The following is a 21,591-nucleotide window of genomic DNA, read 5'->3' as shown; positions in this document are numbered from 1 at the left end:
AGATAGTGTACTGATAGGTGGCGCACAATATTTGCCGCTGCCTGCTCTCGAGGGGCCCGAGACCGCTGAGCCACGGCCCTCGTGCGAAACGTTAAAACGTCAGTCTTGCGAGTTCACGGGTATGACTCGCAGATTCGACATGGATCGTCGTGCGTACCTCAAGACTGTCGGCGCCGTCGGCGCGACCGCCGGCGTCGCTGGCTGTCTCGGCGACGTTCTCGGTGGCGGCGACGATACCATCGTCCCCGGAACGGCACCCGGCTTCGCCCCGTTCGAATTCACCAACGACGACGGTGAGCTGGTCGGATTCGACATCGACCTCGCCGAGGAAACCATCGAACGGGCCGGCTACGAAGTCGGCGAGTGGACCGAAATCGAGTTCGAGTCCCTGATCCCGGAACTCACCGAGGAGAACATCGACCTCGCGGCCGCGGGAATGACGATTACCGAAGAACGCCAGGAGACCATCGCGTTCTCCGACCCCTACTACGAATCCGACCAGGCCGTCCTCGTCGCCAGTGACAGTGACCTGGACCCGGGATCGGTCGAAGACCTCGAGGGAGCCGTCGTCGGCGCCCAGACCGGCACGACCGGCGAAGGGGAAGTCGAGACGCTCGTCGAGGACGGAATCGTCGCCGAGGACGACACCCGCCAGTACCAGAACTACCCGATGGCCGTTCAGGACCTCGAGAACGGCAACGTCGACGCGATCATCATCGACATTCCCGTCGCCCAGAACTTCGAGTCCGGGCGAGACGTCGAGGTCGCGTTCGAGATCGAAACCGGCGAGGTGTTCGGCTTCGGTATGCGCCAGGACGACGATCGCATCGGCGACATCAACGACGCCCTCGCTGAGATTCGTGACGACGGCACCTACGAGGAACTCATCGAAACCTGGTTCGAGTAACGAATCATGGACGCCGCTGTCTTGCAAGCGAGCGACTGGCAGTTCGTCGCCTCGAACTGGGAGTTCTTACTGAAGGGGACGATCGTTACCATCTTGCTCACGATCGCGAGCCTCTCGCTCGGATTTCTGTCGGGATTCCCGGCGGGCGCCGTCGAAGTGTACGGTTCGGGCTGGCTCCGGGAGGCAGTGAGTACCGTCGGCGTCGTCCTCCGCGGGACGCCCATCGTCGTGTTGATCGTCCTGTTTTACTACGGGTTGCCACTTCCCCGACTCGGATCGGTTCCGGTGCTCGACGTCAGGCTCGACCGCTTTATCGCCGCAACGGTCGCGCTGGGCCTTCGAAGCGGCGCCTATCAGGCGCAGGTGTTCAGAGGGGCGATCCAGTCGATCAGTGAGGGCCAGATGGAAGCCGCGCGATCGGTCGGGATGACGAAATTGGCGGCGATTCGACACGTGATCTTCCCACAGGCGATTCGCCGCTCGATTCCCGGCTTCCAGAACGAGTTCACGATCGTCCTCAAGGACACGAGCATCGCCTTCGCCATCGGGCTGGCGGAGTTGCTCTACCAGGCAGACCAACTCTACCTCCGGCCCGGACGCGATACGGCCGTCATGGAGGTCATCATCACCATCAGCCTGATCTACTTCGTGCTGACGTTCGTGACGAACCGCTCGCTCGACCGCTTACACGACCGCTACGCAATACCCGGAGGGAACGACTGAGCTATGAGCCTGTTACGCGTCGACCACGTCGACAAATCCTACGGCGACGAGGAGGTACTGCACGACGTCAGCTTCGAGATGGAACCCCAGGACGTCGAAGTGATCGTCGGCCCCAGCGGGTCGGGCAAGTCGACCATGCTCCGATGTGTCAACCGACTCACCGAGATCGACGACGGCGCCATCTACCTCGACGACATCGAGATTCACGACATCGACGAGAACGACCTCCGGCGGCGCGTCGGCATGGTCTTCCAGGATTTCAGTCTCTTCGCCCACCGGACGGCGCGAGGCAACATCACCCTCGGGCTCGAGCAGGTCCTCGGGCTCTCGAGCGAGGAAGCCGACGCCAGAGCCATGGACTACCTCGAGCGCGTCGGTCTCGAGCCCCAGGCCGACTCCTACCCTGCCGAGCTTTCGGGCGGCCAGCAACAGCGCGTCGGCATCGCTCGCGCGCTCGCGATGGACCCCGAACTCATCCTCTTCGACGAACCGACCAGCGCGCTCGACCCCGAACTCATCGGCGAGGTGCTCGCGGTCATGAAAGACCTCGCCGACGAAGGGATGACCATGCTCTGTGTCACCCACGAGATGGGGTTCGCCCGCTCGGCCGCCACGACGCTGACGTTCCTGGACGAGGGACGGATCGTCGAGCGCGGCCCGCCCGAGGCGCTGTTTGACGACCCGGAACACGACCGCACCGCCGCCTTCCTCGGCGACCTCACCGTCCACCAATGAGCACGTTCGAGGAGGCGCGTGGCTCGGCTGTCGACACCCTCCCTGGCCGGCGACGACTCGTCGTCGGCGCCGTCGGGATCGTCTTCTGGACGTGGTTGCTCGCTCGCTGGGCCTACCACAACGCGTGGCTCGACAGCCTGTTCACTGCCGTCGGGTTCCCGGACCTGATCCGCTCGGAGCTGGGAGTCAGCCAGCGCGAGCCCTGGCTCCCCCTCGAGCCGTTCGAATCGTTCGACCTCGTGAGCCTGGCGATCGAGTCGGCGCCGTCGCTGGCGGCGGGTGCGTTCATCACCGTCTACCTGACGGTCCTCTCGATGCTCTTCGGGCTGGTGATCGCCGTCCCTCTCGCCGTCGCGCGAACGTACGGCGGCCCGGTCCTCAGCCGGGTCTCGCTGGCTTACACCGAACTCATCCGTGGGACGCCCCTGCTCGCCCAGCTCTTCTTCCTCTACTTTGGGTTGCCGCTGGCGAGCGCATTCGACTCGATCGGCTTCGTCGGCCAGAGTGGGATTCCACGGGGCGCCATCTTCGTCGCCATCGTCGGATTCACGATCAACTCCTCGGCCTACCAGGCCGAGTACATCCGGGCGGCCCTGCAGTCGGTCGACCCCGGACAGCTCACGGCGGCCAGAGCCGTCGGCCTCTCCAGGACGCAGGGCATCCGCCACGTCGTCCTCCCGCAGGGGCTCCGGTTCGCGATTCCTGGCTGGACCAACGAGTTCATCTACCTCATCAAGTACTCCTCGCTGGCGGCGTTCATCACCGTCCCCGAACTGTTCCGACGAGGCCGGAACATCGGCTCCGATACCTTCGAGTTTACCAACATCTACATCATCGTCGCGCTCTTCTACCTCGCGCTGGTGCTCACGACCTCACTCGCGATGGCCCGCCTCGAGCGGACGGTTGCGATTCCGGGACTGGGGACGGCGTCCGAGCGGGACTAGAGCGAACGAGAACTGATTTTTGGACGGAGGGCGTAGGCTCGAGCGGCCGATGACGACGTACTCGCTCCGAACCGGACTCGGCACCCGGTGATGACGAGCCCTATGAGTGCTGAGGCCACCGATTTCCTCGAGGTATTTGGCTATGCGGGCCCAACGTGGATAGAGACGAGTCGTCCGCATCGAAGGCAGATCGACTCCCTGGAATTTCGAAAGCAGTCCGCTCCACTCCCCGTTCGGACAGTCGGTCGACTCAGAGCTTCTGGGCCTCGCGCGCCTGAGCGGACCGACGTTTGGCCTGCTCGAGGCGGCGTTCGGTTGCGCGGACCCGCGCCGGCGGGAGCGAATCGCTGGCCTCCGCCAGCCGCGTCTCGACGGTTTCCAGGCGGGTCGCCACCGCGCCGAGACTCCGGTTCGCACCGCCCCGGTCGCCCGACTCGGCGCGCGTTGCGGCTCGGCGGGCGGCCTCCACGACGGCCTCGAGCGCTTGTGAGAGTCCCTGAACCGCGTTTTCCCGGCCCTGGTCGTCGGATGCGTCCGAGTGGTCGGCCGCCACACCAACACGGGTCTCCTCGGCGAGGTCCGCGAGGTAGGTTGCAAGGGGCGTCTTTCCCGTCCGCGGCTCGTCGATGTATATTCGTTTCTCATCGCCGGGGTTGACGCGGAACGCGCCGACCTCGTCGTCGCTGTCGCGAACTTCGGTCGTGAACGCTCCGCCGCGGTGGACGTACACCGCGTCGGGGCCGGACAGCGGGGCGTCGTACAGCCGTCCGGCGAAGTCGTCTTCGACGGCGAGGGCGGTGAGGTTGCTGTCGGCATCGTCGGGATCGATCTCGAGTTTCGTGGCGTTCTCGCGGGCCACGGTGGGGATTTCGCCGTTGACGCCGGCGACCGTTGTGTCGTCGTCGGAGACTGTGATCGTTTCGCTGTGGGGAGCGACACCAGCGCCGTTTATCGTCAGGGTGTGCTCGCCCTCGGGGACGTTCTGGAGGACGGCGATTCCCTGGAACGTCGGTACCGCTTCGGGGTCGCTCTGGAGCAGTGCGAGCATCTCGATCGACGAGGATTCGGTGGTCAGCCCTTCGTCCTCTGGGGCGTCGTCGGAAGCCACCACGTTCGTGATGCCGGCGACGATCTGGTTGACTGGCGAGGGGTCGCTGATAGCGTCGTATCGATCTGAAAGCGCCTGCCGGTGTCTAATTTCGGTGATGTCGATTGCTGGGTCGTCGTACCGGGCCCCCTTCCAGGGGACGCCGGTCGTCGTGAGGTGGCCGGCCATGGCGTCCTCCGCGAACTCCGGAATGGCGAACTCGAAGCTCAGTTGCGGCCCCGTGAATTCCTCGATGTGTTCGAGTTCGGCCGTCGGAACCAGTTCGTACGCTACGTCGGGGTCTGCTCCCTCACGTCCCCGGTACTCGAAACGGTAGCCCGATTCTCGGCCCGGAAGGTCTGTCGGCGGCGACTGGAGCGTGTCGAACGAGCGGACGGTCAACCCGTCGGGAACGAGATCCGAGGCGTCGACTGACGGAAGCCGATCGTGTTCGTAGATCGGTTCGCCCTCGAGTTCGGGGACCGCGAACGGGAGCGCCAACCCCTCGTCGCGCGGGAGGCCGTAAGCCAGCGGAATTGCCGCGACGTCCTCGAGGCTCTCGACGACGCTATTGGTGATGTCGGCCACGTCGTCGTCTATGGGGAACCGCTGGAAGTGTTCGGCGTCGGCGTTGATCGAGAGGGCACTAGAGTGCGATCCGAGTTCCGAGAGGATCCGCGGCCGCTGTTCGGGGTCGGGGTCGAGGAACTCGTTGTTCGGCACCGATCGGGAGTGGGAACTCGCGACGTACAGTTGCGGTTCGTCGGTGTCGGTGTCGACGAACACCTGCAGGACCTCCCAGTCGTGCCAGTGGAAGTTCGTAGTGAACTGATCGAAGACGGAATAACACCAGAACTGCACGACCGCCAGCGGCGAATCTCCGTACTGGACGGTGTGGTAGAACACTGTTGGGTCGGGCGGTTTTCGTCCGTCACCATCGTTCCGGCGCTTCACGTACCCGTCGAAGGCGTCGAATCCATCCACGACGAATTCGCCATCCCGCTCGCTCTCGTATCGTCGGGGGTCCGTCGGGAACCACTGCTCGTGGCGGTCGAAGTACACCGTCGGTGCGAACCGTTCGGCGAGTGAGCGCGCCCGTTCGTCGCCGAGGTTGGAGGTTGCGTTATCGGCGCCCCGTTCGAGCAGCGAACAGCCCGCCAGTGACGCGACCGCCCCGCTCGCTACCGTCCCGAGTACTGTCCGTCGGTCGATCGACAGATCGGTGTCATTGCTCATTCGTCATCAACTGCAGGTCCTGGCGAGGGCAGTCCCTCCACACGTATCGTCCGGCACGGCCGTACGGTTCCACATCGTCTAGGAACCACCGTGGCGGGAGTACGGATAGGCTTTCTGGAGTTACACAGCGACGGACGTGACCTAATCTCGGATTGGTAGGACTACTGTACGAGCGGACACTACCGAACTGTAAACACAGCGGCTGTGGATAGTAGACCAGTCGTGAGTGCCGAGACTATCGAATTACTAGTCCTACTTCTCGTCCTCCCAGGAAAATCGGCGCATTCGAATTCGGGTAAGGAGGCTACGGTCGGTCGGGGAACAGTGCGAGGTGACTGATGATGAGCCGACTCTCCAGCCCGCCCGCCAACGCGCCCGAAAGTACCCCGATGGTGCTGATGAACGCACCGGTCCGGACGAGGTCAATGAAGCCCACGGTCGGTTCCTCGAGACTCGGCCAGTTGGACATCAGATTCGGCGGGAAGACGACCAGTTCGATGACGAGGATAATCGCCCACACGAGCCCGAATAAGCCGACCATCGCCAGAAGGAGAACGAAAAAGACCGTGACGTTGACCAGGGCCGTGTGCTCGGTGACGATCCGATGTCGCTTCCGCGGGAAAGAGAGGTTCTGGACGAACAGGAGGTAGAGCGTTGCCGTGAAGATACTGACGACCGCGAACAGTGCTGCCGTCACGTTGGTCATATGGAAGCCGACGTCCCAGGATTCGGCACTGAAGACGATGACGAGCGTCGGTGTCAGCGCGGCCGTCGACAGCTTCGGTAACGAGAGCGGCAACAATGGCGCCCGACTGTTACCGAGCGCCTGCAGGATTCGTCCGGGGTTTCGGACGGCACTGGCCGCGTGGAAGACGAGACGCGCTACCGGGCCGCGCGGGCGAGCCTCGGCCGCGGGGAGCTCCGCGGCGATCCGATGGAGATATCGCTTGACGTCCGCGTCGAACGGCGGCACGGCCCCTCGGTCCGGATCGAACTGGAACGGCTCCATGACGCCCCCATCGGCGTCGCGGTGACGAGCACCCAGCATGTGCCCGACGAGGTGGACCACGAGCGTCGCCGTATTCCAGCGGACGGCGTCGTCCTCGAGCGAGCGTCGAGGTTCGTTGCGGGGCGCACTGCGGAGGTTGTTCGTCGAGACCACCGCGACGCGAGAGAGCGGCGACGCCAGTCCGGGGACGAATCGCTCCTTGCTCGAGACGAGCGGAACGTCCGTCACGACGAGGATCAAGTCGTACGGCCCCTCGACCATCTGGTGCGTGGCACGGTCGAGGAACTCCGAGGGCCGTCGCTTGTCGTGGTCTGCGAGCGGTACCGCATCCTCGAGGTAGAACCGCCAGGTGACGTCCGTGACCGACGCGAGTTCGTCGACCGTATCTTCGGCAGCTTGCGTCGCAAACGACTGTAGCTGGCCCGGGTCGGTTCCCGGTGCGTGTGCGACCAGCACCCCTACGTCGACCTGCAGCCCGGTCGACCCCTCGCACTCGGCCGCCACTAGCGTCGGCCCGTCGCGGTCGCCCGATCGAGAACGACACATCGTCCGACGGTTCATCGTGGGGGGTCTTAACGGCTGGTGGCGACGTCCCGGTGTGAGTACCGTGGGACAGGCCGACCTAACCCTGCCAATTCGAAGCGTACTGCTAGCGCGCTACGATTTCGTTCGACTCACCCCTCTCACGGTCACACCGCCCGTTACGCTCGAGCAACCGCCTCCTCACCCCGTAACCGGTCGTCGTCGCAACGGATTCAGAATCGCTAGCGCCGAACGCATATCTATTTGCCAACTCCCTTCCATCGAGACCGGTAGAGCCGAACGGCTCAGATATCATGAACGTCAACGAATTTGTCGATGCGAACGAACCCAGGGAGGGTGGCGAGACCTTTCAACTCGAGAGCGACAAACTGCTGGACATCGACCTCGACGGGTCGGTGATTGCGAAGGCCGGCTCGATGATCGCCTACAGCGGCGAGGTCTCGTTCAAAGGAAAGTCCTCTGCCGAGGGCGGCATCAAGGGCTTCCTCAAGGAGAAAGCGACGAGCGAGGGAACCCCGGTGATGGAGGCGACCGGCACCGGCCACCTCTACCTCGCAGATCAAGAGAAGAAGATTCAGCTACTCGAACTCGAGGCTGGCGAGGAAATTTCGGTCAACGGTGACGACGTGCTCGCGTTCGAATCGAGCGTGAGCTACGAGATCCGGACCATCAAGAGCATCGCGGGCTTCTCGGCGGGCGGCCTGACGAACGTCTCGCTCGTGGGACCGGGATGCGTCGCGATCACGACCCACGGGTCGCCGCTGGTGTTGCGCCCGCCGGTCCGGACCGACCCGAGCGCGACCGTCGCCTGGAGCGGCACGACGCCCGGGAGTCACGTCGACAGGACGCTCTCGAACATGATCGGCCAGTCTTCCGACGAGACCTACCAGCTCGAGTTCACGGGATCGGAGGGGTTCGTCGTCGTGCAGCCGTACGAGGAACACGGTCCACAGCAGTAGCAGGCCGCATTCTCATCGTGGAGTGCACTGTAGAGGTGGTCGGTACGCGTTTCAGTTCACGAGACACGAGAGTTGCAATATGAACCGACGAGTCCTCCTCGCTCTTTCGGCCGCGTTCGCACTGACGCTCCCCTGGGTCGTCGTGGGCGGAGCAACGACTATCCTGCCCTGGCTGACGTCCCTGCTGGGACTCGAGTACCAGGCGCCGACCATCCTCGACACGCTTTCGACCCTCGAGACCGTGTTCGTGACCGGACTCGCCGTTCTCGGCTCGGCGTTCCTCCTCGCGTGGGCCGCCGAGACCGCCGAGAAGGACGTCCCGCAGGCGTTCGCGATCGCGGTCCTCGCCGTCCTGGCGGTGGCTCCCGAGTACGCCGTCGACGCGCTCTACGCGTGGAACGCAGGTGCATTCGCGGGAACCCCGCGGGGCGCCGAAGCCGGGAATCTCGCCGTTGCCAACATGACCGGCGCGAACCGCATCCTCATCGGCCTCGGCTGGGCCGGCGTCGCGCTCTTTACGATCTATCGAACTGGCGCGTCCGACGACCCAGCGGTGCGAAACAGACGCGGCATCCTCTCCGATTCGGTCGTTCTCGACCGCGAGATCGGCCTCGAGGTCGTTTTCCTTCTGCTGGCGACCCTGTGGGCGTTCCTCGTGCCGCTCAACGGCGGCATCGACATCCTCGACATGCTGGTCCTGGTCGGACTGTACGCCTGTTACATCGCGGTAATCATCCGCGGCGACGTCGAACCGGACATGGACCACGTCGGCGTTCCGGCGTACCTCCAGCACCTCCCGAAGCGACGCCGAATAGCCACCGTGTTTGCGCTGTTTGCGTACTCCGGGACGATGATCTTCACGGCCGTCGAACCCTTTGCTCACGGCCTCGAGTTCCTGGGCGAAGGAATCGGCATCCCCTCGTTCTTCATGATCCAGTGGATCGCCCCGCTGGCTTCGGAGGCGCCGGAGCTCATCGTCGTCGTCTACCTGGTGAACAAGGCGCGCTCGACGGCAGGGTTCAACGCGCTCATCTCCTCGAAGCTTAACCAGTGGACGCTGCTCATCGGGACGCTCGTGGTCGTCCACTCGATCGCGCTGGGGCGCTACGGCGTGCTCGCGTTCGACTTCAAGCAGGAGGCCGAAATCTGGCTCACCGCCGCCCAGTCGTTCTTCGCCGTCTCGCTGCTGGTCCGGTTCGAAATCTCCGTAACGGAGGCGCTGACGCTGCTCGTGTTGTTCCTCTCGCAGGTTCTGCTCGAGTTCATTATCATCCGAGACTTCGTGACGCTCCCCGTCTCGAGTATCGAACTTTTGCTGGCGTACTCCATCGTCTACATCGTTCTCGGGGTGACGTTGCTCGTCCAGCGTCGTCGAGAATTTTTGCTCCTCCTCCGTCGGACAGCGGGGACGATTGGCGACGCGATATCACCCGGTGACAGCCGCGGTCACGGCGCTGACGATTGATCCTGGCCCGCTCGTCGTCGACGAGCCGGAAACCGCCGCTGTGTGCTGGTTTTCAGTATTCCTCGCCTCGAGTCCCGAGTACGAGCTTTTCAACGGCCTCGGGGTGGCCTTCGATCCCAAAGAACGGTCGACATCGCGGTTCCGATCGCCCGCTACCGGTCGCGAGAATCGCGTCGTCCGGGCCCGGCCAGGAGAGCGTATCGCGGTCAGTCGGCGGCGGAGCCGACGGCGGTCGGCTGGTTCGGCGCCCCCTCGAGCAGGTGGACGTAGTCGTCAAGGTCGAGCGCGAACGTGTGCGTCTCTCGGAGGTCGATCCAGGAGTACTCAAACTCGAGGCCGACCTCCTCACCTTCGCCGGTGACGACGTGGGTGAACTCGTCGGGCGCGTCGTGGACCGTCGCGTGGAAGAAGTGTCTGACGTAGTACTTCGGTGGGGACTCGTACCGGTTCCAGACGTCGCTGGCAACGTGGCTAGTCGAGCCAACCGCACTGAGGCCGCTCTCCTCGACGATTTCTCGAAAGACGGCCGCTCGAGGTGACTCGCCGGGTTCGATCGTCCCCTTTGGGATCTGCAGTCCGTCGTGCTCGGGGCTCTCGAACGCCAGTAGCTCCGCTTCGTCTCGAGTGATGTACGCACAGGACTTGTGCACGTACGTCGGTGATCGAGTGCCCATTCTATACCACTTGATCACGGTAATACGTAAAAATGTTCCACCCAATGAGTACTAGGGTCCTTAAGGGCATCTTCCGACCAACTGGTAGGAAAGCCGAGACCGTCGTCCTCGAACGCACCTCGAGTCGTCGGTGGGTGGGATTCGATTCGCTCGGCTCGTTCGACTTACTCGACTCGCGGCGCAGTTTCGTCGGTCCGTCCCGGAAACTCGAGTTCGATCTCGAGTTCCGGGTCCCCCACCCCGTCGAAATCGACCTCCAGCTCGATCGGTTCGCCGAATGCGAAGGGCAGTTCCCACTCGTCGTCGCTGATCGTGAGTTCGTCGCCCGCCTGGAGTTGTTCGCCCAGGGAGATCAGGAAGGCGCCGACCTCGTCCGCGTCGAGGCGGTACGTCTGTTCGAACTTCCGGCCGCTTCGAATCACCGTTCGTTCGGAGTCGGTTTCGTCTGACGACATGGGGGTATCGATTCGGGTCGGATGCGGATAGAGGCGTCGCTCGAGTCAGTGTGACCGTCCAGTAGATTCATCCGGTCGCTCCGACACGAGTACGTATGGGCGTCGACCGAGCGGAACTTCGGAAGGGGCTAGCCGAGACTCGGCGGTTCCTGCTCGCCCACCACCTTCCCTCGGAACGACACCGGTGTTACTCGCCGGTCGTCTTCGGTCGCCGGGTGGACGTCTGTGCCCGGTGTCTGGGCATCTACCCGGGCATCGTCGCCAGCTTCCTCGCGTATCTGTTCGCTCCGTTGCCAGCGAACCTGACGCTTCTCGTGGCAATCTTGCCCGCACCTGCGCTCCTCGACTGGTCGGTGACGACCTTTCGAGAGACCCGCGGGACGAACGCCGTTCGAACGCTGACCGGCGCGCTGCTCGGCTTCGGCTACGGACTGGGTCTCTTGCTCCTGTTCCTCGAGTCGGTGCTGGCGGTCTTCGTCATCGGTCTCGCCTACGGGCTCCTCGCCGGCCTCTTGCTCTCGTACTCGCTTCGCCGGTCCGACTGAACAGCACCTCTTGCACCTGGTTATTTACCTCGAGCGTGAGAAGTTTCGCTGACACCTGTCCATGAAACACTGCATCAACTGCGGCGACGAAATCCAGGATCAGGCATCGGTTTGCCCGAGCTGCGGGGTCAACCAATCGATCACCCTCGAGGGAAGTCACGAGGAGCGTGGCCCGAACGAAAAGTACTGCGTCGAGTGCGGGTCGCTCATCACCAAACAGGCGGAACTGTGTCCGGAGTGTGGCGCTCGACAGCCCGTGTCGAGTGGCGGGTCGTCCAATTCGGACAAGATAGCCGCCGGCGTTCTCGCACTCTTGCTCGGCGGAATCGGCGCTCACAAGTTCTACCAGGGGAATATGAAGCTCGGCGTGCTGTACCTGTGTTTCTTCTGGACCGGGATTCCGGCAGTCCTCGGGTTAATCGAGGGGATCCTCATGTTGATCGCCGACGACGCCGAGTACGAGGAGAAGTGGGCCGACGGGAGTCTGCTGGGTCGGTAACGGGTCGGACCGCCGTTCTTCTCACGCGTTCGTCCGCGCCTCGAGACCGTCGGTAACCCCCGCCTTCGTTCATCGTCCTTGCCTACGTACTACCAGTATGCCACCCTCAGACGACGGCGGGACTGACTCTGACAATCCTCGAAACGACGGAGCGGCGATCGGAAGCGACCTCGAGCGGGACCGAACGACCATCAGTTCGGTGTTAGGGGACACCTATCGCGGAGAGGTCTCCCGGGAAACGACCTGGCGCTCGCGCCTCGATCAGACGACGACCTGGAGCGTCACCATCATGGCGGCCATCCTGACCTGGGCGTTCTCGAGCACGGACAATCCACACTACATCATTCTGATCGCGGGTCTGGTAGTCACGATGTTTCTGCTCATCGAAGCCAGACGCTACCGGGATTACGACGTGTATCGCGCTCGCGTCCGCCTCATGCAACAGAATCTGCTGGCGGCGGCGCTCGATCCCGACGCGCCCGTCGACAATCCCGAGTGGCGCGTCGAGTTGAGCGACGATTATCGACGGCCGACGATGAAAGTGTCGACCCTCGAGGCGCTCGCGAACCGACTCCGCCGAATCTACCTGGCGCTGTTCACCGTGCTGGTGCTGGCGTGGGCCTTTCGGATCACGGCGTTCGTCCAGAGCGACGCCTGGCTCGAGTCGGCGTCGATCGCCCTCGTCCCTGGCGAAGTGGTCGTCGCCGTCTCCGCCCTGTGGTACCTGGCCGCCGTCGCCATCGGCCTCTGGCCGCGCGAGCGACAGGCGAAGGGTGAGTTTCGTGAGGGCGAGCACGGCGAGTGGAAGTCCGGACGGTAGACGGGCTTCTCAGCCCCATTGCCACCGAATTCGGGCGACGGTCATTCCGCCGTCTCGACTTCTCTTCGACCCGTGACGCGGTCCGGCACGAGCCGAAAGTCGCGAAACGTCACGTCGTCGGGCGGCCGTTCGAAGACGTCGACGGCCGGAATCTGGACTGCCCACATCCCCTGGACCGCGGCCGATTCGTACGGTGCGTCCGAGATCTCCTCGAGCAACCCGGTCGCGACGACGCTGTGCCAGCCCTCGTCGGTCTCCGCGTAGACGACGAACGAGACCGGTCGGTCGAGGACCGCCGCTTTGCCGCCGCTGTGCCCTTCCGGGAACGACAGCCGGAAGTAGAAGTGACCCTCGTCCGCGTAGTAGCCGTAGGAAACCGGAATCGAGAACGGCGGTTCCTCGACAGTCGATCCGAACGAGAGAACGCCAGTCCCGCCCCGGTCGAGAAACGAATCGAGGTCCTCGCCACCGAGTTGTACCCAGCGAAGCCCTTGCCCGTACATATCGACCGGTACGACCGTCGTCCAAAAATAGGCCGTTCACGAGTGCAGAGACTGTCTCGAGAAACGGAGCATTCACCCGAGGCCGACGCTCGAGTCCTTTCCGTCGATGACGGTTTCCGTATCCTCGACACCTCGAGAACTACCTCGTCCTGTTCGATGCACTGATTCGTCCGGATCGATAAGATGTGAACGAGCCACGATGACCGAGACATCCTCGCGCGCCGGCGTCATCATCGCGGGCGGATTTTCGACTCGCTTCCAGGGCGGCGACAAGGCGGTTGCTGACCTCGACGGTACCCCCTTGATCGGCCACGTCGCCGACCGACTCGAGGGCGTGACGGACGAACTCGTCGTCAACTGCCGCGACGAGCAGGTCGACGCCCTCCAGGACGCGCTCGAGTCCGAGTCACGGATGATCCAGGTGGCCGTCGACCGGACGCCTGATCGTGGCCCCCTCGCCGGGATCGCGACGGGTCTCGAGGCCGCGAGCGCTCCTATCGCGGCTGTCGTGGCGTGTGACATGCCGTTCGTCGAACCGGCGTTGTTCGAGGCGCTGTTCGAGCGACTCGAGAGCGGTAGCACTCCTGAGTCAGACGAACGGACGGCAGCCGTCGTTCCGAAACACCCGGACGGCTGGTTCCAGACGACCCACGCGGTCTACCGGGTGGAGCCGATGGCCGACGCCTGTCGCGCGGCGCTCGAGGCCGACGAGGGCAAGATCCTGGCCGCGCTCGACAGGCTCGAGTGGACCGTCTTCGAGCCGGCCGACTGGAAGCGATACGCGACGATCGACTCGTTCGATAGCATCGACACGCGAGCGGACCTCGAGGCGGCACGGGCGCGGCTCTGACTGCAGAAATTCCGACCTCGGTCGATCAGGCCACGTGCGGCGGCACGAGCAACACGTTCCCGTTCGCGCGGGCGACGATGTCCTCGGACACGCTCCCGAGCAGGAGCCGCCGGAGGCGGCTGTGTCCGCGTGAGCCAACGAGGGTCGTCGTCGGCTCGTACTCGGCCTCAACGTCGAGGATTTCGTCAGCCGGATCTCCCTGCCTGAGTTCGATCCGGGTGTCGATTCCCCACTCCTCGAGCTGGTCGGCGAGTTCCTCGAGTCGCTGGCGGGGATCCTCGCCATCGGGTAGCCCGGGATCTTTCGGCGTTTCGACGTGAAGGAGGGTCGCTTCCTCGGTGGCGTGTCGGAGATACGAGAACGCGTCGAACGCGCGGTCGGCGTTCTCGGAGAAGTCCGTCGCGTAGAGCATTCGCTGGAACAGGTGTTTGCGGACGATTTCGGGTTCGTCGACGCCGCGCTCGATCCGGTTGACGAGCAACGGCGTCTCGCTCGTGCGTGCGAGGTTACGCGCGGTCGACCCGATCACCCGATTCTCGAGCGGGCTCTTTCCGCGGGAGCCAACGATAGTCATGCTCGCACCGATCGTCTCCGCGATGCCCCTGATTCGCCGGTGGGGTGTTCCCCGGACGACGTGACTCTCGACGTCGAAGCCGGCACCCTCGATGACGTTGCGATACCGTTCGAGCGCGCGTTCTCGCCGTCCCTCGAAGTCCATGCCGGGCATGCCCGCGTGCACGTTCGAGGGAATGACCGTCACCAGGTGAATCTCCTCGATGCCGATTCGGCCGAGGCACTCGAGGCAGGTTTCGGTCTCGATCGTCGCCTCACTGGCGGCTGAAAGGTCGGTTGCCAGGACAGCTTTCATACCGTCGCTAGGGATCCCTAGATATAATATTGTTTGGATCGTCCAATACCGGATCGAGAATGTTTCGGGCGTTGATCGCTCGATTCGGCGATTACAACCGTTCGTTCGGTACTAAACAATTTGACCAATAAAATTTGTTTACGCGCATGAATCGGCTACTCTTCGTCGTTCACGACCAATCCAGACGGCTCGAGTCCTCGACACGGTGGTGCGTCGCGATTAGCCAGCGAACGACTACAGCGAGCGCGTCGACTGGTGAGCAAAACAGGTGCATCAGACCAGACGCCCTCGGAGTGGTGACCACGCGTCCTCGTGACTGGGGGCCGAGTTGCGCGTGAGACGAGAGGGTCCGTACTCAACCGTCCCGTCGAACGCACTTGTATCCTCATAACTTAGGAGAATATCTCTGTTGGTTAGGCGTGAAATAGGCAGCAGTAATATTGTGTAGCAGCCCCAAAAGCGTTATAGGCACTACGACAGTAGAGGTATTGAGCAGAAAACCATGATCCGTACACAACTGGAACACATACAGAACGGAGGTCGAGACGAATGATCGAGCTCGCCTCACTCTCGGAACCAGTACAGGCAGGCGTCCTCGTGGGTGCCGTCCTCGTCGAGGCAATCGTCCTCTACGAGGGATACGGTTTGCTCGAGCGAGTGGCCGCACCACCCCTGATCGACGCGATCGAGAACGTCTAACATGGAGGTATTCGGCATCGCGTTCACGATGCTCGTTCTGTTCGTGAGCTTCGGCTTCATGGTTGGCGTCCTGTTCGGCTTCTTCGGGATGGCCGGGTCCTTCCTCGTGACGCCGGCGCTCCTGGTCATGGGCTACCCGGCCCGCGTCGCGGTCGGGAGCGGCATGGCGTTCGTCTTCGGGACCGCCGTCATCGCGACGATGAAACACCACGACCTCGGCCAGGTCGAGTACAAACTCGGCGGGTTGATGATCGTCGGGACGACCGCCGGCATCGAAGTCGGGCGGATCGGGGTCTTCTACCTCGAGGAACTCGGGCTCGCTAGCGGCGTCATCGGCGTCACCTACGTGGTGTTACTGGGGGCAATCGGTCTGTTCGTCACCCGAAATGCCCTCAAAAACGATGGCGAGGACAGCTCGGGCGGCCACCACGACGCCGCCAACCAGGAGATCGATCCGGACGCCATCCCGGACATCGCGAAGAAGATCCAGTCCTACCATGTCCCCCCGATGATGACAATCGCCGGCGGGATTAAGGTCTCGCTGTGGATGGTTCTCGGCGTCGCGTTCGCCACGGGGCTGTTGTCGGGCTTTCTCGGCGTCGGCGGCGGATTCATCCGCATGCCTGCCATGTTCTACCTGATCGGGGTCCCCGTTCCGGTGGCCGTCGGGACCGACCTGTTCGAGATCGTCTTCTCTGGCGGGATCGGGTCGTTCCTCTACGGCCTCGAGGGCGGCGTCGACCTCTCGATCGTCGCACCGCTGCTGGCCGGGAGCGCGCTCGGTGCCCGCATCGGCTCGGCGGCGACCAGCATCGTCGACGAGGGCGACATCAAGATCTACTTCGGGCTGATGCTCCTGGGTGGATCGGTCGCCGTCGCGTTCCGCCAGGCCGGAGATTATCTCGGGATGGAGGTTCTGAGCACGGTCAGCTTCGCGCTGATCTTGCTCTCGGCGTTCATGGTCAGCGGAGCCGTCATCTACAGCACTGTCGCCACGATGCGTCAGAACGCTCGAATTGCCCGTTCGACGGCTGATTAGTCGAGCCTCGACCCGTTCGGCGGACCCGTTTTCGAGTCGCAAGGTACTCGAGACTGTCAGTCAGTGGTCTCGAGCCCGCGGGGACGCTATATCGGATCGTCGGGGCCGTGCTCGGCGGCCATTCGGGACGCTTCGGTGGCGTAGCGTTCACGCTGGACTGGGTCATCGACCGATCCGAGATTGTCGGCGTCGACCTCGAGTGCGGCGGTCGTCTCTCGAGCGTCGGTGAAACTCGTGAGCGCCCGTTCCTTGCGGAAGTAGCGCTCACCGTCGGGCGTCGCGTAGACGAGGATGATGAGGTTCTGTTCGTCGTCGGAGTACGTTCGCTCGACCAGCCAGACCCGAACGCCTTCCTGGTCCGCTTCGGACGCCATACCGGGAGTCTAGACGAGGATTCCCAAAGCCGTTTGGCAGTCACGTGCCCCTCGAGGGGGACCGCTCTCGTGTACGCCGGTCGACGCTTGCGTGAGCATGTGTGCCGTTGAACCGGTTTGGTGTTGTTCGTTCTTGTGATGGCGCTACAACAGCTCCCGCGAGACGACGAGATGAAAGACTGCATCGACAACTGCCTCGAGGCCGCCCAGGTCTGTGAGTGGTGTGCAGACGCGTGTGCCGACCACGGCGAAGAGATGGCCGAGTGCATCCGGCTCTGTCGGGACGTCGCCGACCTGGCAACGTTGCACGCGCGATTCATGGCACGCGATTCGGATTACCACGGTGAACTCGCCTCCATCTGTGCGGACGCCTGTGAGGCCTGTGCCGAGGAGTGCGAACAGCACGACCACGACCACTGTCAGGCCTGTGCGGAGGTCCTTCCGAAGTGTGCCGAATCGTGTCGTGAAATGGCCAGCTAGAATGGCAGGACCCCCGCGATCCGAAAGGTGGCTCGGGCTGTCCGCACGGTCGAAACCGCTCGTTCAGGCCGGAGCGGTCCTCGGCGTCGGCCTGGGCGGTTTTTTCGACGGCATCGTCCTGCACCAACTCCTGCAGTGGCATCACATGCTCTCGGCCCGGACGGACACGACCGACCTCGCTACCTTGCGGCTCAACGTTCTTGCCGACGGGCTCTTTCACGTGGCGACTTACGCGTTCACGGTCGTTGGCATCGTGTTAATCGTCCGCGCGTGGCGACATCCGTACGTCCCGCCCTCGGGCCGTACGCTGCTCGGTTCGGTTCTGATGGGCTGGGGAATCTTCAACCTGGTCGAGGGACTCGTCAATCACCACCTCCTCGAGCTCCACCACGTGTGGCCTGACGGGCCAGCGAGCGTCCTGATCTTCGACGTCGCGTTCTTGCTGTCAGGCGTGCTCTTGCTCGCGCTCGGGTACAGTATCGCTCGCTCGCACTCGGATGCAGCCGGCAGTACCCGAAGTGAAGCCGCCTGATTGCGGACGTCCTGCCGTTTCGACCCCGAACAGAATTTCGGAAAGTACGCAATTGAAAATCGCTCGTGATTCGTTCTATTTCATTGAGATGCCGCCAATACCCGCTCATTTAAGGAATAAGCGTGCTACGACCCTACTCCATAACTCGGGGCCACGATTCTGTATTGTGCAATATACACAAAACCTTTAAACACTCTCGGACCATACGAAGAGGTGATGTCATCTGATGCATACAGCGGAACCGACCAGACCGCCGACGAACCAGTCTACATCCAGGGCCAGTCCCACTTCGAGGAGGTCGTGAGCGAGAACGACGTCGTTCTCGTCGACTTCTTCGCGACGTGGTGTGGTCCGTGCCAGATGCTCGAGCCGGTAATGGAGCAACTCGCCACGGAGACCGACGCCACGGTCGCGAAGGTCGACGTCGACGAGAACCAGCCCCTCGCGGGCAGCTTCGGCGTTCGCGGCGTCCCGACGATTACGGTGTTCGCCGATGGCGAGCAGGTCGAACAGCAGGTCGGTGCGTTGCCCGCCGACCGAATTCGTAGCCTGGTCGAGGGATACACGAACGAATGAGCGAGGAAACACGCGACCACGACATCGTCGTCGTCGGCTCCGGCGCCGCCGGCCTCTCCGCGGCCGTCTACGCCGCGCGGGCGGACCTCGAGCCACTCGTCCTCGAGGGCCCCGAACCCGGCGGTCAGCTGACGCTCACGACGGAGGTCGAGAACTTCCTCGGCTTCCCGGAGGGCGTCGGCGGCATGGAACTCGTCCAGCGCGGGAAGGAACAGGCCGAGCGATTCGGCGCCGAGTTCACCCGTGGCACCGTCGAGGCGGCCCGCCTCGAGGACCGGCCGTTCGAACTCGACCTCTCGAACGGCGAGACGATCCGGACGCGCGCATTGATCGTCGCCACGGGCGCGAGCGCGCGCTGGGTTGGCGCCGAGAACGAGGACGAGTTGATGGGCTACGGGCTCTCGACGTGTGCGACCTGCGACGGCGCCTTCCACCGAGGCGACGACGTGCTCGTCGTCGGAGGCGGCGACAGCGCGATGGAGGAGGCGCTCTTCCTCGCGAAGTTCGCCGAGAGCGTCACGGTCGTCCACCGGCGCGACGAACTTCGTGCCTCCGACATCATGGCCCGGCGCGCTCGCGATCACGAGAAGATCTCGTTCCGCTGGAACGCCGAACTGCTCGCGATTCACGGCGACCGGGACTCGGGCGTCACCGGCGCGACGCTCGTGAGCCACCCCGAGGGCCACCCGCTCGAGAAGATCGAGGCCGCCGAGGACGTCACCGAGGAAACCGTCGACGTCGGCGGCATATTCTACGGCGTCGGCCACGTCCCGAACACCGACTTCCTCGCGGAGACGCCCGTCTCGCTAGATGCAGCGGGCTACCTCGAGACCCACGGATCGACGACTGAGACCGACGTGCCCGGCGTCTTCGGTGCCGGCGACGTCATGGACCCGCAGTACCGTCAGGCGATCACCGCAGCCGGGACGGGGAGCATGGCCGCGCTCGACGCCGAGGCCTGGCTCGAGGAGACGGACGCCGAACAGGAGGCGGAACCGGCTCCTCTCACGATCGAGGCCAACGATTAGGGCCTTCGACGAGTAGACTCACCTACCTTCATGGACCACGAGACCCTTCGCGCGGACGTTCCGGCGCTCGAGCACGGCATCTACCTGAACACCGGCGCCGGCGGGCCCAGTCCCCGGCCCGTCGTCGAGACGATCGAGTCGTCCCTCGAGTCCCACGAGTACGAGGCGCCGACCGGCGAGGGCATGTACGCCGCGGCCGGCTCGAGCCTCGACCGGGCGAAGGCGGCGGTCGCCGACCTGATCGGCGCTCACGAGACCGAAATCGCGCTCACCCAGAGCACGACCGACGGCATCAACCGCGTCGCCGGCGCGTTCGACTGGGACGAGAGCGGCGTCGTCGTCCGCACCGACCTCGAGCATCCGGCGGGTATCCTGCCGTGGCGTCGGCTCGAGCGCACGCGCGGCACGGAGGTTCGGGTCCTCGAGACCACGGAAGGAAGACTGGACCTCGAGGCCGCGAAGGACGCACTCGAGGGAGCGACGCTGCTGGTCGTGAGTTCGATCACCTGGACCCACGGAACGCGACTGCCGGTCGAGGAACTCGTCGGGCTGGCACGCGACGCCGACGCACGGGTCCTCGTTGACGCTGTGCAGTCCCCCGGCCAGACCGCCGTCGACGTCACCGATTGGGGGGCCGATTTCGTGGTCGGCGCCGGTCACAAGTGGCTGCTCGGCCCCTTCGGCGCCGGCTTCCTCTACGTCCGCGAGGGGGCCGAACGCGAGTGCGTACCGGGTGCGATCGGCTACCGGAGCGTGACCGACGCCTCCGCGCACGACTACGAGTACGCGCCCGGCGCCGGTCGGTTCGAGGTCGGCACGACCAGCCCCGCCCTCTACGACGGCCTGACGGCGGCGATCGAATACCACCAGGAATTCGGGACGGACGGAATCGAGTCTCGTATCGCCGACCTCACCGAGTACCTCAAGGACGGCCTCCCGGAATCCGCGTTGCTCAGCCCTCGCGAGTTCGAGTCCGGGCTCGTCACGATCGACGTGCCCGATCCGGAAGCGACTGTCGACCGTTTCGCCGAGCAGGATATCGCCGTTCGATCGCTCTCGTACCCGGACGCCGTCAGGGCGTCAGTCCACGCATTCAATACGCGAGCCGACCTGGACGCGTTGCTCGAGGCGTTGAAACTATAGTTTTTGGAGTAAAGAAGACGGAGCAGAGACGATCAGGCGGTGGGGTGAGAGAGCAACAGCTCGATCCCGCTGTCGGCTTCGACCGAGATCTGGACGTCGTCGACACGGTGGCCGTACTCGCTCGTGTGCTTGCCCGAGCGGCGGATGCGAAGTTTCTCGTCGAGCATCCCCGCGTCGGTCAGCTTCTCGATTTTACGGTAGGTCGATGAGAGGGGGATATCACAGCGCTCGGAGAGTTCGGACGCGGTGAGATACGCGGCGTCCTCGTTGAGGGCCTCGAGGATGGTCCGGCAGTCGGCGTCGGTGAGCGCATCGAGAATGGTCTGGACGTCGTCGCCGGTCGTGATCGTCGTCTCGTCGCTTGGGGTGTCGTATCCGAAGGGGCTCGTCGTCGCGGTCAGTGACTGGCTCATACTTCTGTAGAGGAACCGATGGCCCTCGAGTGTACACCACCAATATCGTGGGCCATTTATATAGGGTGACGAAAACAGGGGTTTCGAGGCCTGTGAACGCATCACACGGCCTCGAGTGGCTATTGGAACGAGGTATTCTCGCACACGTATCGTCAGTCGGCGTCCGTAGAGAGTCCATCGAGAACGTCGATCAGTCGAGAAAAGAGAGAGGCGGTCGTTCAACGCGTCGACGATAGCGCTTCTTCAGGCGTCGTTTTCGGCCATCTCTTCGAAGTCCGCTCGAGAGACGGTGCTCCCACAGACCACACAGCCGTTCTCGACGAGGGCGTCCCGCATCGACGCGTTGACCGTGATGGTCTGGGCGCACTCGGGACAGACGAAGCGATAGTCCTCACTTGCACTCATTGCTACTAGGTCAGACACCCTCCAGTAATAAGTTGTCCACTCTCGTTCTGAGGTGATGAGAATACCCCGTGACGTCGAGT

26 protein-coding genes are annotated in these 21,591 nt (G+C 63.7%); 17 read left to right on the top strand and 9 right to left on the bottom strand.

Annotated elements, in window-relative coordinates; translation table 11 throughout:
* The first annotated feature begins 121 nt into the window (after nt 1–121).
* The 4 genes from ACFQO4_RS01420 to ACFQO4_RS01405 are packed head-to-tail and all read left to right on the top strand — an operon-like array spanning nt 122 to nt 3,309.
* A complete protein-coding gene (locus ACFQO4_RS01420) occupies nt 122–907 on the top strand; it encodes a transporter substrate-binding domain-containing protein (protein ID WP_500259228.1) in 786 nt (261 codons plus the stop codon).
* Between the two features lie 6 nt (nt 908–913).
* A complete protein-coding gene (locus ACFQO4_RS01415) occupies nt 914–1,630 on the top strand; it encodes an amino acid ABC transporter permease (RefSeq protein WP_500259227.1) in 717 nt (238 codons plus the stop codon).
* A gap of 3 nt (nt 1,631–1,633) precedes the next feature.
* Nucleotides 1,634–2,365: an amino acid ABC transporter ATP-binding protein gene (locus tag ACFQO4_RS01410; RefSeq protein ID WP_500259226.1), complete on the top strand. Its 732-nt coding sequence runs from the start codon at nt 1,634–1,636 to the stop codon at nt 2,363–2,365.
* Nucleotides 2,362–3,309: an amino acid ABC transporter permease gene (locus tag ACFQO4_RS01405; protein ID WP_500259225.1), complete on the top strand. Its 948-nt coding sequence runs from the start codon at nt 2,362–2,364 to the stop codon at nt 3,307–3,309. Before ACFQO4_RS01410 ends, ACFQO4_RS01405 begins: the two co-directional genes overlap by 4 nt.
* A 250-nt stretch (nt 3,310–3,559) precedes the next feature.
* Here the strand turns inward: ACFQO4_RS01405 and ACFQO4_RS01400 are convergent, their stop codons facing one another.
* Together ACFQO4_RS01400 and ACFQO4_RS01395 are read right to left on the bottom strand one after the other, a co-directional pair.
* Nucleotides 3,560–5,632 carry a hypothetical protein gene (locus ACFQO4_RS01400; RefSeq protein ID WP_500259224.1) on the bottom strand — a complete coding sequence of 691 codons (2,073 nt, stop codon included), beginning with the start codon at nt 5,630–5,632 and terminating at the stop codon, nt 3,560–3,562.
* A 304-nt stretch (nt 5,633–5,936) separates the two neighbouring features.
* Nucleotides 5,937–7,187 carry a hypothetical protein gene (locus tag ACFQO4_RS01395; protein ID WP_500259223.1) on the bottom strand — a complete coding sequence of 417 codons (1,251 nt, stop codon included), beginning with the start codon at nt 7,185–7,187 and terminating at the stop codon, nt 5,937–5,939.
* A 290-nt stretch (nt 7,188–7,477) separates the two neighbouring features.
* On the opposite strand from ACFQO4_RS01395, the gene ACFQO4_RS01390 reads away from it, so the two are divergent.
* Nucleotides 7,478–8,143 (top strand): AIM24 family protein, encoded by a 666-nt coding sequence (locus tag ACFQO4_RS01390; RefSeq protein WP_500259222.1) that lies wholly within the window; start codon nt 7,478–7,480, stop codon nt 8,141–8,143.
* 79 nt (nt 8,144–8,222) lie between these two features.
* The gene (locus tag ACFQO4_RS01385) at nt 8,223–9,608 is read left to right on the top strand and encodes a calcium:cation antiporter family protein (RefSeq protein WP_500259221.1); all 1,386 of its coding nucleotides are present in this window, start codon (nt 8,223–8,225) and stop codon (nt 9,606–9,608) included.
* Between the two features lie 206 nt (nt 9,609–9,814).
* Here ACFQO4_RS01385 and ACFQO4_RS01380 read toward each other — a convergent pair whose 3' ends face one another.
* Both ACFQO4_RS01380 and ACFQO4_RS01375 read right to left on the bottom strand, forming a co-directional pair.
* Complete coding sequence (locus tag ACFQO4_RS01380) at nt 9,815–10,282, bottom strand: NUDIX hydrolase (RefSeq protein ID WP_500259220.1); 468 nt, start codon at nt 10,280–10,282, stop codon at nt 9,815–9,817.
* A 164-nt stretch (nt 10,283–10,446) separates the two neighbouring features.
* Nucleotides 10,447–10,737: an amphi-Trp domain-containing protein gene (locus tag ACFQO4_RS01375; protein WP_500259219.1), complete on the bottom strand. Its 291-nt coding sequence runs from the start codon at nt 10,735–10,737 to the stop codon at nt 10,447–10,449.
* A 95-nt stretch (nt 10,738–10,832) separates the two neighbouring features.
* Between ACFQO4_RS01375 and ACFQO4_RS01370 the strand changes: the two genes are divergently transcribed.
* From ACFQO4_RS01370 to ACFQO4_RS01360, 3 genes are all read left to right on the top strand, one after another.
* Nucleotides 10,833–11,282 carry a DUF2085 domain-containing protein gene (locus ACFQO4_RS01370; protein WP_500259218.1) on the top strand — a complete coding sequence of 150 codons (450 nt, stop codon included), beginning with the start codon at nt 10,833–10,835 and terminating at the stop codon, nt 11,280–11,282.
* A gap of 61 nt (nt 11,283–11,343) precedes the next feature.
* Entirely contained in the window at nt 11,344–11,781 is a 438-nt protein-coding gene (locus ACFQO4_RS01365; protein WP_500259217.1) for an NINE protein, read from the top strand.
* Nucleotides 11,782–11,878: 97 nt separating this feature from the next.
* Nucleotides 11,879–12,601, top strand: coding sequence for a DUF2270 domain-containing protein (locus ACFQO4_RS01360; RefSeq protein ID WP_500259216.1), 723 nt, complete (start codon nt 11,879–11,881; stop codon nt 12,599–12,601).
* A gap of 41 nt (nt 12,602–12,642) precedes the next feature.
* Here the strand turns inward: ACFQO4_RS01360 and ACFQO4_RS01355 are convergent, their stop codons facing one another.
* Nucleotides 12,643–13,104: a pyridoxamine 5'-phosphate oxidase family protein gene (locus tag ACFQO4_RS01355; protein WP_500259215.1), complete on the bottom strand. Its 462-nt coding sequence runs from the start codon at nt 13,102–13,104 to the stop codon at nt 12,643–12,645.
* A gap of 199 nt (nt 13,105–13,303) precedes the next feature.
* On the opposite strand from ACFQO4_RS01355, the gene mobA reads away from it, so the two are divergent.
* A complete protein-coding gene (mobA, locus tag ACFQO4_RS01350) occupies nt 13,304–13,954 on the top strand; it encodes a molybdenum cofactor guanylyltransferase (protein WP_500259214.1) in 651 nt (216 codons plus the stop codon).
* A gap of 25 nt (nt 13,955–13,979) precedes the next feature.
* Here mobA and ACFQO4_RS01345 read toward each other — a convergent pair whose 3' ends face one another.
* Nucleotides 13,980–14,822, bottom strand: a complete 843-nt coding sequence (locus tag ACFQO4_RS01345) for a universal stress protein (RefSeq protein WP_500259213.1) — start codon at nt 14,820–14,822, stop codon at nt 13,980–13,982.
* A 549-nt stretch (nt 14,823–15,371) separates the two neighbouring features.
* On the opposite strand from ACFQO4_RS01345, the gene ACFQO4_RS01340 reads away from it, so the two are divergent.
* Together ACFQO4_RS01340 and ACFQO4_RS01335 are read left to right on the top strand one after the other, a co-directional pair.
* A complete protein-coding gene (locus tag ACFQO4_RS01340) occupies nt 15,372–15,521 on the top strand; it encodes a DUF7512 family protein (RefSeq protein ID WP_500259212.1) in 150 nt (49 codons plus the stop codon).
* 1 nt (nt 15,522) lies between these two features.
* A complete protein-coding gene (locus ACFQO4_RS01335; RefSeq protein WP_500259211.1) occupies nt 15,523–16,560 on the top strand; it encodes a sulfite exporter TauE/SafE family protein in 1,038 nt (345 codons plus the stop codon).
* Nucleotides 16,561–16,646: 86 nt separating this feature from the next.
* Here ACFQO4_RS01335 and ACFQO4_RS01330 read toward each other — a convergent pair whose 3' ends face one another.
* Nucleotides 16,647–16,934 (bottom strand): DUF7967 family protein, encoded by a 288-nt coding sequence (locus ACFQO4_RS01330; protein WP_500259210.1) that lies wholly within the window; start codon nt 16,932–16,934, stop codon nt 16,647–16,649.
* A gap of 138 nt (nt 16,935–17,072) precedes the next feature.
* On the opposite strand from ACFQO4_RS01330, the gene ACFQO4_RS01325 reads away from it, so the two are divergent.
* The 5 genes from ACFQO4_RS01325 to ACFQO4_RS01305 all read left to right on the top strand — a co-directional run bounded on the left by ACFQO4_RS01325 (nt 17,073) and on the right by ACFQO4_RS01305 (nt 20,693).
* Complete coding sequence (locus ACFQO4_RS01325) at nt 17,073–17,414, top strand: four-helix bundle copper-binding protein (protein ID WP_500259209.1); 342 nt, start codon at nt 17,073–17,075, stop codon at nt 17,412–17,414.
* A gap of 1 nt (nt 17,415) precedes the next feature.
* On the top strand, nt 17,416–17,946 hold the full coding sequence (locus ACFQO4_RS01320; protein ID WP_500259208.1) for a DUF2243 domain-containing protein: 531 nt from the start codon (nt 17,416–17,418) through the stop codon (nt 17,944–17,946).
* 216 nt (nt 17,947–18,162) lie between these two features.
* Nucleotides 18,163–18,522, top strand: a complete 360-nt coding sequence (gene trxA, locus ACFQO4_RS01315) for a thioredoxin (protein WP_500259207.1) — start codon at nt 18,163–18,165, stop codon at nt 18,520–18,522.
* A complete protein-coding gene (locus ACFQO4_RS01310) occupies nt 18,519–19,550 on the top strand; it encodes an NAD(P)/FAD-dependent oxidoreductase (protein WP_500259206.1) in 1,032 nt (343 codons plus the stop codon). Before trxA ends, ACFQO4_RS01310 begins: the two co-directional genes overlap by 4 nt.
* A 30-nt stretch (nt 19,551–19,580) precedes the next feature.
* On the top strand, nt 19,581–20,693 hold the full coding sequence (locus tag ACFQO4_RS01305) for an aminotransferase class V-fold PLP-dependent enzyme (RefSeq protein WP_500259205.1): 1,113 nt from the start codon (nt 19,581–19,583) through the stop codon (nt 20,691–20,693).
* A 32-nt stretch (nt 20,694–20,725) separates the two neighbouring features.
* Here ACFQO4_RS01305 and ACFQO4_RS01300 read toward each other — a convergent pair whose 3' ends face one another.
* A complete protein-coding gene (locus ACFQO4_RS01300; protein WP_500259204.1) occupies nt 20,726–21,106 on the bottom strand; it encodes a helix-turn-helix domain-containing protein in 381 nt (126 codons plus the stop codon).
* 243 nt (nt 21,107–21,349) lie between these two features.
* On the bottom strand, nt 21,350–21,511 hold the full coding sequence (locus ACFQO4_RS01295) for a DUF7560 family zinc ribbon protein (protein ID WP_500259203.1): 162 nt from the start codon (nt 21,509–21,511) through the stop codon (nt 21,350–21,352).
* Nucleotides 21,512–21,591: the final 80 nt, after the last annotated feature.

Origin of the sequence: Saliphagus sp. GCM10025334 (genome assembly GCF_042663485.1) — an archaeon.
Lineage (GTDB): Archaea > Halobacteriota > Halobacteria > Halobacteriales > Natrialbaceae > Natronosalvus.
Note: the sequence above shows the minus strand (reverse complement) of the source record. Positions and strands in the feature narration are given on the sequence as shown.